The following is a 13,431-nucleotide window of genomic DNA, read 5'->3' on the forward strand; positions in this document are numbered from 1 at the left end:
GTAATCACATGGCAGCAGTGTGCCAGGTTACTGGAGCTATTCCCGGCTTCGGTCACACCATCTCACACTCGCACGTGCGGACGAAGCGTCGCTTCGACCCGAACGTGCAGAAGAAGACCTATTTCGTTCCGTCGCTCGGTCGTAAGATCACGCTGAACGTGTCCGCCAAGGGCATCAAGGTGATCGACGTTCGTGGCATCGAGAACGTGGTCAAGGACCTCCAGGCGAAGGGTGTGAAGCTCTAATGGCCAAGAAGTCACAGGACATCCGTCCGATCATCAAGCTTCGTTCGACGGCAGGCACTGGTTACACGTACGTGACCAAGAAGAACCGTCGTAACACCCCCGACCGCCTCGTGCTGAAGAAGTACGACCCGGTCGTCCGCAAGCACGTCGAATTCCGCGAGGAGCGCTAAGCATGGCGAAGAAGAGCAAGATTGCTCGTAACGAGCAGCGCAAGGTCATCGTCGAGCGCTACGCAGAGCGTCGCGCCGAGCTGAAGAAGACCCTGGTCGACCCGAACGCAACCGACGAGGCCCGCGAGGCTGCACGTCTCGGACTGCAGAAGCTGCCGCGCAACGCGTCGCCGGTTCGCGTCCGTTCGCGTGACGCCATCGACGGTCGCCCCCGTGGCATGCTGACGAAGTTTGGCATCTCGCGTGTTCGCTTCCGCGACATGGCACACCGTGGCGAGCTGCCCGGTATCACCAAGTCGAGCTGGTAAGCATCGCATAAAAGGGGCGAGGATCTTCGGATCCTCGCCCCTTTTGCGTGTCCGGGCGCCGCAGGTTCGTGGGCTGTGGGCTGTGGGCTGTGGGCTGTGGGCCTGGGTGCCCCGTGCCTGTGCTCTGGGCTGTGCGCCCCGCACCGCGTCGTTGGGCGGAGTTCGCGCCGTTGGGCGGAGCCTCAGCCGCTAAAGCTCCGCCCAACGCTGCGTTCTCCGCCCAAGCGCGTGAGGGGAAGCGCGTGAGGGGAAGCGCGTGAGGGGAAGCGCGTGAGGGGAAGCGCGTGAGGGGAAGCGCGTGAGGGCGAGCGCGTGAGGGCGAGCGCGGGGAGCTGAGGCGCGGGAGGGGGCGTGAGCCGCGGAGTGCTTCTGCACCATCTGCGTTGTTGAGAAGTTGTCCACCGAACGTGGGTATAGAACCGAGTCGGCCCGGCCCGCACGGGCACTATCGACGCATGGACCCGATCACAGAACTGAACGAGCGCGGCGGGGTCGCCAGACTCGACACCCTGCGCCGCGCCGGGGTCAGCACGCACGCGCTGCGTGTGGCGCGCGAGCGCGGGTTGATCTCCTCGGTATGCCGCGGTTGGGTCGCGCTCATCGGAGCGGATGCCATGCTTGTGGCCGCCGCGCGCCGCGGAGTCGTGCTCAGCTGCGTAACCCTTGCCGCGCGAAGGGATCTGTGGGTGCTCGATGCATCCGAGCCGCACGTAGCGGCTCCGCCGAAATCCGGCCACGCTCGTACCTCGCGAGGCACCATCCACTGGAGTTTGCCGCTCTTTCCTCGGGATCCTGACTCCTGCGAAGATTCGCTGGAGAATGCCCTGGTGCTCGTCGCTCGCTGTCAACCGTATGAATCGGCGCTCGCCGTGTGGGAGTCAGCACTGCACAAGGGCATGCTCGATCTGGATGTGATGCGCCGGGTACCTCTGCCTCCGTCGGCACGTCGCCTCGTCGAGGATGCTCGTCCATTCGCGGATGCGGGTACCGAAACAATCTTCCTCACACGACTGCGGTGGATGAACCTTCCCATCGTCCCGCAGGCCTGGGTGCTCGGGCATCGAGTCGACTGCCTCATCGGTGAGAGGCTCATCGTGCAGATCGACGGCGGGCACCACGTTGGCGCTCAACGCACGAGCGACATCGACCACGACGCCCGCCTCAAGCTGCGTGGCTACCACGTGATCCGAGTGAGCTATGAACAGCTCTTCGATCGCTGGCCCGAGGTGCAGGCTCTGATCATGGCCGCAGTTGCACAGGGTCTTCACCGCGCCTGATCCGCACAGCCACACCCGTAGCATCCCGCCCTGCCTGTGCTCTGCCTTGCCCGGTGCATCCCAACCCTGCATCCCAACCCTGCATCCGAACCCTGCATCCGAACCCTGCGCCGTCCGCATCGTTGGGCGGAGTTCGCGCTGATGGGCGGAGGCTCCGCCGCAGAGGCTCCGCCCAAGGCTGCGTTCTCCGCCCAATGCGGCGGGCGCATTCACCCGCCGCATCCGCCCAACGCGGCGGGCGCATCCACCCGCCGCATCCACCCGCCGCAGCGCCCCAAACCGGTCCCCGTAGCCATAAATCTGTGACTGGAGTGGCAAAAGTGACGCGACACGCCTATGAAAACCCCAAAACCCGCGAAATGACGGGGAAATGTGGGCGGTGGTTGATACATTCGAGGCGGTCACTCGATCAGGAGCATCCGCTCCAATCACAAAAAACAATGCGACACTTCGTCGCTGGAGGATGACATGGCTGACAAGTCCATCACCAAGACCGAGCTCGTCGCGAGCATCGCTTCCGCCACTGGCCAGAGCCAGGCAACCGTCTCGGGCGTCCTCGACTCGCTGTTCGCCACGGTCTCTGACGCTGTTGCCAAGGGCAGCAAGGTCTCGATCCCGGGCTGGATCGCATTCGAGCAGGTCGACACCGCAGCTCGCACGGGCCGCAACCCGCAGACCGGTGCAGAGATCAAGATCCCTGCTGGCAAGCGCGTCAAGGTGACCGCTGGTTCCAAGCTGAAGGCATCCGTCAAGTAAGACGGCTCCTTCTCGAAGGCCGCCCCTCTTCGGAGGGGCGGCCTTCGTGCTTTCTATGGCCGCGACGAACGTAGGCTGGAGGGGTGACTTCCAACGGCCCCCGCACTGCGCGATCGTCGGCGTATCGCGCGGCCGGCGTTCTCGTGCTTGCCGTCGCCGCGGCTGTCGCTCTCGTCGCTGCGCTCCTCTTCGGCGGTGGAGCAGCCGAGCAGCTTCTCCAGGACCCCGGCGCGCTCGTTCGCTGGGGACTCCCGGCGGCGCGCACAGTGAACAACATCAGCGCCGCGGCCATGATCGGTTCGATCGTCCTCGCACTCTTCGCGCTGCGTGCGGGGGAGAAGCCGTTCGAGACGGCACTGGATACGGCATCCGTCGGCGCAGCCGTCTTCACGATCTCGGCAGGCGCAACGGGATTCCTGACCTTCCGCAGCGCCTTCTCCGGCATCGCGCTCAGCCTGGACGAACAGTTCGGCGAGCAACTGGGGCGCTTCCTGTTCACTCTCCCACTCGGCCAGGCGTGGCTGATCACCACACTCATGGGCGCAGTGGTCACGATCCTGCTGTTCGCCTGGCGCGGCTGGACGACGACCCTCATCACAGCCGTCATCGCGATCGCGGCTCTGCTGCCGATGGCCACCCAGGGGCACTCCGGCGAGCTCTCCGGTCACGTCATCGCCGTCAACTCGATCCTGCTGCACACGATCGGCGCTGCCGTCTGGCTCGGCGGCCTGATCCTGCTCGTCGTCCTGCGCGGTGTGGAGGGGGTCGACTCCGCCACGCTCGTGCGCCGGTACTCCAGCCTCGCCATCGTCTCGTTCTTCGTCGTTGCGGCTTCCGGCATCGTGCGTTCCCTGGTCGGTCTCGGGGGCTGGGAGGGGCTGTGGACGCCCTACGGCATCATCATCCTCGCCAAGGTGGTGCTCCTCGGCGGGATGGGCCTGCTCGGCGCCTGGTACCGCGCACGCCTGATTCCTCGCCTCGACGGCGAACGGGCATCGCGCTGGTTCTGGATGCTGGTGCTCTGCGAAGTCGCGCTGATGGGACTGGCATCCGGCGCGGCCGCCGCGCTCGCACGCACGCCTCCTCCCACGGGTGAGACGAGCGCCATTAGGCAGACTCCTGCGGAGATTCTCACCCGCTCTCCGATGCCGCCCGAGTTCACCATCGATAAGTGGTTCACCGGTTGGGACTTCGACATCCTCTGGGTGATGGCTGTGGCCCTCGGAGCCTTCTTCTACCTGGCCGGCGTCTGGCGCATGCACCGGCGAGGGGATCGCTGGCCGATCCACCGCACTGTGTTCTGGCTGCTCGGGCTGGCGATCCTCTTCTGGGTCACCTGTGGGCCGATCAACCTGTACCAGGAGTACCTGTTCAGCGTGCACATGCTCGGGCATATGGTCCTGTCGATGGCGATTCCGCTGCTGCTCGTGTCTGGCGCTCCCATCACGTTGGCGCTGCGCAGCATCCATAAGCGCGACGACGGTACCCGCGGCGGACGCGAGTGGATCATGTGGGCGGTGCACTCGCCGTTCTCGCGTGTCGTCACACATCCGTTCGTTGCGGCGGGCATCTTCATCGGGTCGCTGTGGGCGTTCTATTTCACCGACCTCGTGCGCTGGTCGATGTACGAGCACCTCGGACACGAGTGGATGATCATCCACTTCCTCATCTCGGGGTACCTGTTCGTGATGACTCTGGTCGGCATCGATCCGATTCCGTATCGACTGCCATACCCCGGCAGGCTCATCACCCTGATCGCCATCATGGCAATGCACGCGTTCTTCGGCGTCGCGATCATGATGCAGGAGGGGCTGATGGTCGCCGAGTGGTTCGGTTCGATGGGACGCACCTGGGGTCCGACGCCGATGGAGGATCAGTACACCGGTGGTGGCATCGCGTGGTCAGTCGGTGAAATTCCGACTCTGATCCTCGCCATCACTGTGGCAATCCAGTGGAGCCGGGATGACACCAGGCTGCAGCGCCGTAGCGACCGTCATGCGGATCGCACCGGCGAGGCCGAGCTTGAGGAGTACAACGCTCAGCTGGCAGCGCTTGCGGAGCGGGATCAGCGCGCGCCACGCTGACCGGTTATTCGCCCGGTGACCCGACTCGGATGGATGCCGAGCCATCCGGCAGAATCGCTATCGTGCCGTCCACGCGGAAAGGCACGTCCTCTGAGATGTGTTGGATCGACCCGTCGAAGAGCGAGCGGATGTCGACCTCGATGTGAGCCACAGCATCGGTTGCAGGGATTATCCACTGTGCGCCGTCCGGCTCGACCGTGACAGCAGGCTGCACAGCGATCGACCACACCGGGAGGTTTGCGAGGCGGTTCTGCACCTCGAGTCCGAACGGGCAGCCCGTCGGCAGCAGCACCTGCTGAGTGGTGCACTCGGTCAGGAATCCCTCGACGCGAGTCTGCACGACAGAGACGAATTCCTCCGTCGGGATCGTCTGCACCTCCACCGGTGTCTGCGTGAGGGGCGAATCGGCCAGGAAGCTGACGCCGGGCGAGGTGGAGATCGCCGTGTCCACGGTTACGGAATACACGCCGGGTGTGAAAACCAGCAGGGGCAGTGGATCGGTGGGGACGGCGCCGGCGCCGTCCGGTGACACCTGGTGCCGATCGATCTCGAAACCGTTGACCGCGAAGCGATCGGCGCCAAGGACGGTCAGCGACACCGCAGCCAGCGGTGTGCGAGTGAACGTCCAGTTCGGGGTGACACCGACCCAGCCGTCCTGTTCCACCTCGAATGTGGTGGTGCCGGGGTGTGAGCCTGCGACATACGACACGGTGACAGACGTGACCGCGTCGGTGGTCTCCTCCGAGATCACTGTGATGTCGCTGAGCGGCGCGAGCGCCGCCTGGCGAAGCAGCGCTTCGGATGCACCTACCGCAATACCGGCACCCTCGATGGTGTCGCGGTCGATGGCGACGCCGGGAAGGTGCAGTGCATCGGCAGCGCGGCCGGTGGCGAGTAGATCGAGATACCGGGTGACGAAGGCGGAAGGGCCGTAGAACTCTTTGTAGAGCGTGGCGCCCGCGGCGCCGATCGCGCCGAGCAGCAGCACGCCGATCACTGCCAGAATTGTGAGATCAGTGCCCAGACGGCGGCGCCGCGGCGACGTCACAGGCTGATCCATGGCGCCAGTCTAGAAGGCTCGGCCTGTGACAGGGCCGAGCGTTGCCCAAGTTCTATACGGAAGCGCAACGGGTGCCAGCGAGCGGCGAAGTACGATAAGTGACGTGTCCTTTCCCGCCTTGTCCGAAGAACAGCAGGAGCTGTATCGGCTCATTGAGGACACCAGAGAGCATGTCTTCATCACCGGGCGAGCTGGCACGGGCAAGTCAACGTTGCTGCAGTACTTCGCCTGGAACACCGAGAAGCAGATCGCGATCTGCGCGCCGACCGGTGTCGCTGCGCTGAATGTCGAGGGTCAGACGATCCATTCACTGTTCCGACTGCCGATCGGCCTGATCGCAGAGAACGAGATCGATCAGAACGACGCCACACGGCGCATCCTGAACGCCATCGACACGCTCGTGATCGACGAGATCTCGATGGTCAACGCCGATCTCATGGATGGCATGGATCGAGCCCTGAGGCAGGCTCGAGGCCGCCGTGCAGAGCCGTTCGGCGGTGTGCAGGTCGTGATGTTCGGTGATCCGTATCAGCTCGCCCCTGTGCCGCCGCGCGGAGACGAGCTGCGCTACGTGCAGGATCACTACCGCTCGTTCTGGTTCTTCGATGCCAAGGTGTGGGCCGGTGCGACGATGGGCGCCACCGACGGCCTCATCGATCTCGGACGCCACGGCGCTCAGCTGCATGTGCGTGAGCTGGTGCAGATCCACCGTCAGTCAGACGACGGGTTCAAGACGATGCTGAACGCCGTGCGCTACGGGCGCGTGACGGCTGAGATCGCGGAAGCGCTGAACAGCCAGGGCACGCGCACCCCACCGGATCCGGAGCCGGGCGAGATCCCGATCATCACCCTTGCCACCCGCAACGACATCGTCAACAACATCAACCGGCGTCACCTCACGGCTCTTGCGGGCAAAGAGCAGACGGCCAAGGCGGAGATCAACGGAGACTTCGGTCGAGGGGATGCCTCATACCCTGCGGATTCCGAACTGAAGCTCAAGATCGGCGCACAGGTGATGTTCCTGCGTAACGACGTGTCGATGACCGGTGAGCCGCCACGATGGGTGAACGGCACGATCGGCACGGTGAAGCGCATCCTCGGTGGAGCGGTGCGAGTGGAGATCGACGGTGAGGACGTTGATGTCGAGCCGGCCGTCTGGGAGAGATTTCGCTACTCCTACAACCCGAGCACCAAGACGCTCAGCCGCGATGTGATCGCGGAGTTCATGCAGTTCCCGCTTCGGCTCGCATGGGCGGTCACGATCCACAAGTCGCAGGGAAAGACCTACGACCGGGCGATCATCGACCTCGGTGGCGGCGCATTCGCGCCAGGGCAGACCTATGTGGCGTTGTCGCGGCTGACCTCGCTGGACGGTCTGTACCTGTCGCGCCCATTGCGACCGAGCGACATCAAGGTCGATGAGGACGTGCGCCGCTTCATGCGGGAGGCGTGGGAGAAGGCGTCGACGCCTGAGGTGAAGGCCTAGGCCGCGACCCGGGCCCGGTCGAGGTCGAGGAACAGCTCGGTGTTGAAGCGGTACGCCAACAGCACCTCGTCGATCACGCGCTCGCGCTCGGCGTCATCCCATGGCGCAGCATCCAACTGCTCACGGTAGACGTCCTTGAACGCTTTCGGGTCGGCGATGTCGTCGAACAGGTAAAAGCCGATGCCGTTGGTCTCGAAGCCGAATCGGCGCTGCATGACCCGGCCGATGAACACGCCGCCGGAGAGGTCGCCGAGGTAGCGGGTGTAGTGATGCGCGACAAAACCGCCGGCCCACGTGGCACCGACTTCGTTGATGCGCTCGACGTAGCGCTGGGTGGTCGGAAGCGGTGCGATCTTGTCTTGCCACCCAGGCCCGACGAGGAACTCGAGGTCAGCCTCGAGCGCGGGGAGACGCGTCAATTTGTCTGTGATGAAGACGGATGCGACGGGGTTGCCGCGCATCCGCTTGCCAGCACTCTCGAGCGCCGCGTAGATGAAGTAGTGCTGGGCAACGAGAGCGATGTAGTCCTCGCGGGACCCCTCACCCCCCAGGAGATCTGCCATGAAGCCTGCGTGCTCGCTGCGCGAGTGGGAGGTCGAGGAGCGCTCACGCAGAGCCGCAGAGAAGGAGATGAGGTCCGCCATACGCCCAAGTGTAAGGGCAACCTAACTTGAGCGGTAGAGCCCGGTTTCGTTACGCGTGTGGTCGGGGCTCGACACCGAGCCGTTCGCAGGCCGCGTCGTACAGCGCGACGACTTCGCGCCTCACCGCGGAGCGTTCCGTGATCGGCCCGCTGGGCCACGGGACATCCAGCGCTTCGGGAATACCGGCGCGGGTGATCTGCCAGGCGCCGCCGTCGCCATCGAAGTCGAGCATCACCGCGCCGGTGATCTTGAAATCGGATGCCGAGGCGAACGCGCGTGCGATGAGGAGGTTGTCCTCTGCATGGTCGTCATTCATGTGACGGAGGACCGCAGAGACGACGTCGTCTTCGAAGATATGAGGCACGTCTTTACTGTACGTCTCCCGCGAGCAGGGGATGATTGGCGACGTGTTTCCAGGTGGGAGCTTTAGACTCGGTGCATAAACCACCCTGGAGTTTCCTTCATGCACGTACTTTTGTCGCGCCGTTGGCGTGCCGCCGCCGCAGGCGCTGCCGCGCTCGCGCTCGTCCTGACCGGTTGCTCGACTGTCGAGGCTAGTTTCTCCTACACGCCACCAGAGCAGGTCGACCAGCCTCTGCCGGACGAGACGGCCGCGCAATTGCAGGGTGCGGTCGAGAACGCGATCGTCAATGCCGGTGCGACCGGTGCGATCGTCGGCGTCTGGGTGCCGTGGAGCGGTACCTGGGTTACGGCGATGGGGACGCAGTCTGTCGAGGATCAGACTGCAGTCACCACTGACATGACATTCCGCATCGCGGACACGACCCGGTTGATGACCTGTGACGTGCTGTACGGCCTCGCCGATGACGGCGTGGTCGAACTCGACACGCCAGTGCCGGATTACGCCTCCGGTGTGGCTCACCTCGGCGACATCACCCTGCTAGATCTCTGCAACGGCACGAGCGGCATCGGGTCATCCGAGGGGACGGTCCGGAGCCTGTGGCTGAACACTCCAGAGCGGGTGTGGGCACCGCTGGAGCTGGCATCTTTCGGGCTCGGGCAGACGCCGGTCGCCGCGCACACGACCTACCGCGACTCCGATGCTGGGTATCTGCTGCTCGGGCTCGCGCTGGAACGGGCATCAGGCAAGACCGCTTCCGAGCTCATCGCCGAGTACGTCACCGCGCCGCTCGGACTCACTGGCACGTCGTTGCCCGGTGCTGCTGCCGCAACGCCTGGACCGACATCGTTGAGCGGAAACTACTTGAACGCGATCGAGGGCGGCTATGACTGCTCAGCGCCCGTCGACATTACGACGCTCTCCTCGAGCACCGGTTTCACAGATTCCGGTGTGGTCTCGACGATCGATGATCTCGGCCGCTACGCGCAGGCCACGGCGCGCGGCGGCCTGCGCGGCGAGAACGCAGAGCCTGATCGATTTGCTAATCCCCTGCCCGCTTCGGCGACGGCTCCGTCCTGGTATCAGGCGACCGGTGGCGCGTTCCTGGTCGGGTCGATGATCGGACAGCACGGCTGGACGCCAGGCTACGCGAGCGCGGCCTATTCCGATCCGGAGACCGGATTCACCGTTGCCGTCGTGCTCAACAGTTCCACGGCGGGTGCGGCATCGGCGTCGTATCTTGCCTGGGAGTTGGCAGCGATCGCATCGAAGGCGCCCGCAGCGAGTGGACAGACGGCACCGGATTTCGGGCTTCCCTTCACCGCTGAGCAGTATCACGACAGCATTTCTAACTTCGCCGTCTGCGCCACGCCGCCCGCCGCGGAGTAGCAGCGGAGGAGACGATCTACCCTGGGGTCATGTCCCAGACAGAGCAGTCTGATCGCGTTCGTCGTATCGTCGTCGCGTTGACCGTCGCCGGTGCGACGGCCGCCGCCGTGTTCGGCTCGGGGCTCATCGGCGGCAAGGGTATTGCGGATGCAGCTGGCGGAGCCTTCGCCGCAGATGCCACGGTGCTCGCACCCGCAGGCATCGCGTTCGCGATCTGGTCAGTGATCTACCTGGGGCTGGTGGCATACGCGCTCTGGCAGCTGTTTCCCGCGCAGGCAGCGAAGCCGCTGCATCGCACCGTCGGCTATGGGATCGCGGCATCCGCTCTGCTGAACGCTGTGTGGATCGCGTGTGTGCAGGCGTGGCGCATCGCCGAGTCTTTCGTGATCATCATGATTCTGCTCGGGGTGCTGCTGGTGACATTCGTGCGGGCGTGCCGCAGGCGAGGGCGTGGCACGGTGGCCGAGATCGTGCTAGTCGACGGGATGATCGGGCTGTATCTCGGCTGGGTGACGGTGGCTGCGGCCGCGAATCTCGCTGCGTGGCTCGCGGACATCGGGCTCAGCAGTTGGCAGGAGCAGCCGGGGATTCCCGGCACTATCACTCTGATCGGCGCCGGTCTGATTGCGGTGTTCACTGCCTGGCGCGGTGGCCGCCTGGCGCCAGCTGTCGCGACCTCATGGGGGCTGGTCTGGATCGCCGTCGGTCGCTGGTCGGGGGAGCCGGAGGCGCCGGTTGTGGCATCCACTGCGATCGTGCTCGTCGTTGTCGTGCTCGCGGTCGCGGCATGGCGATTCCGGGCGCGCACGGCAGCGGTCGCAGCTCCGGATCTCGTGTCAACCCCCTAGGCGTGACGCACCGACGCGCTCTAGCGTCGCGGACAGGAGGTCAACATGGCAACGACCAAAGCAAACACAAAGACGAATCGCACCGCCCCAGGAGGGACGGGGTCGAAGAGCACCAGGCGCCAGAACGCCGAGAAGGGATTCATCGCTTCCAAGAAGTTGAGTGCAGACCTGCAGTCGGTTCTGGTCGATCTGATCGAGCTGTCGCTGCAGGGCAAGCAGGCGCACTGGAACGTGGTCGGTCGCAATTTCCGCGACACGCACCGTCAGCTGGACGAGATCATCGAGGCCGCGCGCGAGTTCGGTGACACGGTCGCTGAGCGCATGCGCGCGCTGCACGCGATTCCGGACGGGCGAAGTGACACCGTGGCATCCACCACGACGCTGCCCGAGTTTCCCCAGGGTGAGATTGACACCTCAGCGACTGTGGACTTGATCACGGCCCGCCTCGAAGCGGTCGTGCACACCATTCGAGAGGTGCATGACGGCGTGGATGAAGAGGACCCCACCAGTGCCGATATTCTGCACGCTGTCCTCGAGAAGCTTGAGCAGTTCGCATGGATGGTGAGTGCGGAGAACCGCACGCCGGCCTCTGCGTGAACCCGCAAGACCACGCCGAGACCACGGCGAAACGCCGTGGTCTCGGCGTGGTCTTGTCGTTTCGAGAGGGGCTAGTCGATCGGCCAGCCGGTGTAGGCCTCGGCTAGGTAGGTGCGCCCGGCCTCGGAATCCACGACCGAGCGCAGTTCGCCGGTCTGGCGCAGGTGGTCGAAATCGCTGGAGTCGGGAGCGGTGTGCAGCATGCTCGTCATCCACCACGAGAAATTCTGTGCTTTCCAGATGCGGCGGAGGGCGAGTTCTGCGTAGCCGTCGATCGGTCGGGCGTCGTTGTCGCGTAGCAGTGCGTCGAGCGCACGTGACAGCACGACGACATCGGCGATCGCGAGGTTCATGCCCTTGGCGCCGGTGGGTGGCACAGTGTGCGCCGCGTCACCGACGAGGGCGGCACGGCCGTGTCGCAGCTCGCGCGAGACGAAACTGCGGAAGCGCAGCACATCACGCTGGAAGATCTTGCCCTCCTTGAGTGTGGTGCCGGGCACCCGCAACTGCAGCGTCTCCCAGATCTCCGCCTCGCTCATGGCATTCGGGTCGACGTCGGGGTCGCACTGGAAGTACATTCGCTGCACCTCGGGGCTGCGCTGGCTGATCAGGGCGAAGCCATCGGGGGAGTTGCTGTAGATGAGCTCGTCAGCGCTCGCCGGAGCTTCGCACAGGATGCCGAACCATGCGAACGGATACTCGCGGAAGTAGCCATCCCTCGAAGTGCCTGTGATCGCCCGGCGCACGACCGAGCGTGAGCCGTCGGCGCCGACCACGAAGTCCGCGTCGATGATGAGCTCTGCGCCGTCGGCATCCGTCGCGATCACGCGCGGGCGATCTGTCTCGATGCCGTCAACACGGGTCGCGGTGACTCCGAATCGCAGATCCTGGCCAGCGCCGAGACGCAGCGCGAGCATGTCCTTGAGTACCTCGTGCTGCGGATACAGCCACACGCTGCGTCCGACGAGGCCTGGGAAGTCGATGCGGTGGCCCTCGCCCTGGAAGCGCAGCTCGATGCCATCGTGGCGGTCGCCGACGGTGTGCACGCGCGTGTTCGGATCGATCGCGGTGAGGAGATCAACGGTGCCCTGTTCGAGGATGCCGGCGCGGATCGTCGATTCGATCTCCGCGCGAGAGCGCTGGTCGATCACGATGGATTCAATGCCGGAGCCTGCCAGCAGGTGCGACAGGATGAGGCCTGCTGGCCCTGCGCCGACGATCGCGACTCGGGTGCGGACGGTGGTCGCGTTCGGTGCGGCGGTGCTCATGTCGTCTCCTTCGACGGGTGGATGCTGCGGCATCCGCGTTCGTCGACCAGTCTGCGCCCCACGGGTCTTTGCGATCAAAGAATCCCATTGAATGGGCGTCAGCGCATCTCGCGCAGTTCCTGCTCGATGCCCTTCCCTGCGTCGAGCAGGGCCTGCACGGCAGGCTCGGGTGGCTTCTGTCTTGGCAGCACCACCGAGAGCGCGGCGACGACCTCGCCGCGATCGCGCACCGGCACCGCGACGCCGGTCGAGACCGACTCGATCGACCCCGGTGCGATGACGTATCCCTGCCGCCTGATGGATGAGAGCAGTGACCGCAGAGTCGCGGCATCCGTCACGGTCTCGGGCGAGACCGCGCGCAGTGGGCGGGCGAGCACGTGCTCGCGCACTTCGGGATCAGCGTGGGCGAGGAGCACAAGGCCGGAGGATGACGCGTTCAACGGCAGGCGACCTGCGACGCGGGTGATGTTGGCGCCGGCATCCGGATGCGAAAGGCGCTCCAGAAACAGGGCCTCCTCGTGCTCCAAGACGGCGAGTTGGGTGTGCTCGCGGATCAAGATCTGCACGTGCTCCATATGCGGCAGGGCTGCTTGACGCAGGCGCAGCGCGCTGGATCCGCGCAGCGCGAGCTCCCACAGCCGCATACCGAGTCGCACGCGATTCTCGTCATCGCGCTCGAGCAAGCCGGCGGCGATCAGATCTCTGACGATGCGATGCGCGCTCGACGCGGGCAGGCTGGCTCGCTCGGCGATCTCAGTCGCGGTCTGCATGGTGCGCTCTGCCGTGAACGTGTCGAGCACGCGCACGATGCGCTCGGTCATCGAGTCACCGGAGCGGGAGTTCGCCATGGGGCTAGCTTGGCATGCGGCATCCGTGTATTATCGTTGGCACCCCAACTATTCCGACTCGGTCGGATGGCTTCTCCGGGACTGACCGGA

General features: G+C 65.1%; 15 protein-coding genes. 10 read left to right on the forward strand and 5 right to left on the reverse strand.

All coding sequences use genetic code 11. The features are described 5' to 3' along the window. Positions 1-8: 8 nt before the first annotated feature. The 6 genes from rpmB (at position 9) to AC1C2Q_RS10350 (ending at position 4,840) form a co-directional block, all read left to right on the forward strand. The gene (gene rpmB, locus AC1C2Q_RS10325) at positions 9-245 is read left to right on the forward strand and encodes a 50S ribosomal protein L28 (protein WP_495431004.1); all 237 of its coding nucleotides are present in this window, start codon (positions 9-11) and stop codon (positions 243-245) included. Then, positions 245-415 (forward strand): 50S ribosomal protein L33, encoded by a 171-nt coding sequence (gene rpmG, locus AC1C2Q_RS10330; protein WP_439282814.1) that lies wholly within the window; start codon positions 245-247, stop codon positions 413-415. The genes rpmB and rpmG overlap by 1 nt, the downstream gene beginning before the upstream one ends. Before the next feature lie 2 nt (positions 416-417). Then, a complete protein-coding gene (rpsN, locus tag AC1C2Q_RS10335; RefSeq protein ID WP_495431005.1) occupies positions 418-723 on the forward strand; it encodes a 30S ribosomal protein S14 in 306 nt (101 codons plus the stop codon). 455 nt (positions 724-1,178) lie between these two features. After that, the gene (locus tag AC1C2Q_RS10340; protein WP_495450012.1) at positions 1,179-2,000 is read left to right on the forward strand and encodes an endonuclease domain-containing protein; all 822 of its coding nucleotides are present in this window, start codon (positions 1,179-1,181) and stop codon (positions 1,998-2,000) included. Between the two features lie 468 nt (positions 2,001-2,468). After that, positions 2,469-2,756: an HU family DNA-binding protein gene (locus AC1C2Q_RS10345; RefSeq protein ID WP_495431007.1), complete on the forward strand. Its 288-nt coding sequence runs from the start codon at positions 2,469-2,471 to the stop codon at positions 2,754-2,756. A gap of 83 nt (positions 2,757-2,839) precedes the next feature. Beyond that, the gene (locus tag AC1C2Q_RS10350) at positions 2,840-4,840 is read left to right on the forward strand and encodes a bifunctional copper resistance protein CopD/cytochrome c oxidase assembly protein (protein WP_495450013.1); all 2,001 of its coding nucleotides are present in this window, start codon (positions 2,840-2,842) and stop codon (positions 4,838-4,840) included. A 4-nt stretch (positions 4,841-4,844) separates the two neighbouring features. Here AC1C2Q_RS10350 and AC1C2Q_RS10355 read toward each other — a convergent pair whose 3' ends face one another. Beyond that, complete coding sequence (locus tag AC1C2Q_RS10355; protein ID WP_495450014.1) at positions 4,845-5,900, reverse strand: hypothetical protein; 1,056 nt, start codon at positions 5,898-5,900, stop codon at positions 4,845-4,847. A 103-nt stretch (positions 5,901-6,003) separates the two neighbouring features. On the opposite strand from AC1C2Q_RS10355, the gene AC1C2Q_RS10360 reads away from it, so the two are divergent. Continuing rightward, on the forward strand, positions 6,004-7,386 hold the full coding sequence (locus AC1C2Q_RS10360) for an ATP-dependent DNA helicase (RefSeq protein ID WP_495450015.1): 1,383 nt from the start codon (positions 6,004-6,006) through the stop codon (positions 7,384-7,386). Here the strand turns inward: AC1C2Q_RS10360 and AC1C2Q_RS10365 are convergent. Beyond that, on the reverse strand, positions 7,383-8,030 hold the full coding sequence (locus AC1C2Q_RS10365) for a biliverdin-producing heme oxygenase (RefSeq protein ID WP_495450016.1): 648 nt from the start codon (positions 8,028-8,030) through the stop codon (positions 7,383-7,385). The genes AC1C2Q_RS10360 and AC1C2Q_RS10365 overlap by 4 nt on opposite strands. Before the next feature lie 49 nt (positions 8,031-8,079). Next, positions 8,080-8,394 (reverse strand): DUF2470 domain-containing protein, encoded by a 315-nt coding sequence (locus AC1C2Q_RS10370; protein WP_495450017.1) that lies wholly within the window; start codon positions 8,392-8,394, stop codon positions 8,080-8,082. Between the two features lie 99 nt (positions 8,395-8,493). On the opposite strand from AC1C2Q_RS10370, the gene AC1C2Q_RS10375 reads away from it, so the two are divergent. From AC1C2Q_RS10375 to AC1C2Q_RS10385, 3 genes are read left to right on the forward strand one after another with little or no spacing between them, the layout of a single operon-like run. After that, entirely contained in the window at positions 8,494-9,780 is a 1,287-nt protein-coding gene (locus AC1C2Q_RS10375; protein ID WP_495450018.1) for a serine hydrolase domain-containing protein, read from the forward strand. Positions 9,781-9,809: 29 nt separating this feature from the next. Beyond that, positions 9,810-10,628, forward strand: a complete 819-nt coding sequence (locus AC1C2Q_RS10380) for a TspO-related membrane protein (protein ID WP_495450019.1) — start codon at positions 9,810-9,812, stop codon at positions 10,626-10,628. A 45-nt stretch (positions 10,629-10,673) separates the two neighbouring features. Further along, a complete protein-coding gene (locus AC1C2Q_RS10385; protein WP_495431015.1) occupies positions 10,674-11,225 on the forward strand; it encodes a Dps family protein in 552 nt (183 codons plus the stop codon). A 71-nt stretch (positions 11,226-11,296) separates the two neighbouring features. On the opposite strand, the gene AC1C2Q_RS10390 is transcribed toward AC1C2Q_RS10385, so the two are convergent. Together AC1C2Q_RS10390 and AC1C2Q_RS10395 are read right to left on the reverse strand one after the other, a co-directional pair. Further along, complete coding sequence (locus AC1C2Q_RS10390; protein WP_495450020.1) at positions 11,297-12,493, reverse strand: 4-hydroxybenzoate 3-monooxygenase; 1,197 nt, start codon at positions 12,491-12,493, stop codon at positions 11,297-11,299. 98 nt (positions 12,494-12,591) lie between these two features. Continuing rightward, positions 12,592-13,341, reverse strand: a complete 750-nt coding sequence (locus AC1C2Q_RS10395) for an IclR family transcriptional regulator (RefSeq protein WP_495450021.1) — start codon at positions 13,339-13,341, stop codon at positions 12,592-12,594. Between the last annotated feature and the right edge of the window lie 90 nt (positions 13,342-13,431).

This window comes from Microbacterium sp. Y356 (assembly GCF_059445355.1).

Coding starts and splice junctions, on each gene's coding strand:
- rpmB (WP_495431004.1), top strand. CDS start 9: ATGGCAGCAGTGTGCCAGGTTACTGGAGCTATTCCCGGCTTCGGTCAC.
- rpmG (WP_439282814.1), top strand. CDS start 245: ATGGCCAAGAAGTCACAGGACATCCGTCCGATCATCAAGCTTCGTTCG.
- rpsN (WP_495431005.1), top strand. CDS start 418: ATGGCGAAGAAGAGCAAGATTGCTCGTAACGAGCAGCGCAAGGTCATC.
- AC1C2Q_RS10340 (WP_495450012.1), top strand. CDS start 1,179: ATGGACCCGATCACAGAACTGAACGAGCGCGGCGGGGTCGCCAGACTC.
- AC1C2Q_RS10345 (WP_495431007.1), top strand. CDS start 2,469: ATGGCTGACAAGTCCATCACCAAGACCGAGCTCGTCGCGAGCATCGCT.
- AC1C2Q_RS10355 (WP_495450014.1), bottom strand. CDS start 5,900: ATGGATCAGCCTGTGACGTCGCCGCGGCGCCGCCGTCTGGGCACTGAT.
- AC1C2Q_RS10365 (WP_495450016.1), bottom strand. CDS start 8,030: ATGGCGGACCTCATCTCCTTCTCTGCGGCTCTGCGTGAGCGCTCCTCG.
- AC1C2Q_RS10375 (WP_495450018.1), top strand. CDS start 8,494: ATGCACGTACTTTTGTCGCGCCGTTGGCGTGCCGCCGCCGCAGGCGCT.
- AC1C2Q_RS10380 (WP_495450019.1), top strand. CDS start 9,810: ATGTCCCAGACAGAGCAGTCTGATCGCGTTCGTCGTATCGTCGTCGCG.
- AC1C2Q_RS10385 (WP_495431015.1), top strand. CDS start 10,674: ATGGCAACGACCAAAGCAAACACAAAGACGAATCGCACCGCCCCAGGA.
- AC1C2Q_RS10390 (WP_495450020.1), bottom strand. CDS start 12,493: ATGAGCACCGCCGCACCGAACGCGACCACCGTCCGCACCCGAGTCGCG.
- AC1C2Q_RS10395 (WP_495450021.1), bottom strand. CDS start 13,341: ATGGCGAACTCCCGCTCCGGTGACTCGATGACCGAGCGCATCGTGCGC.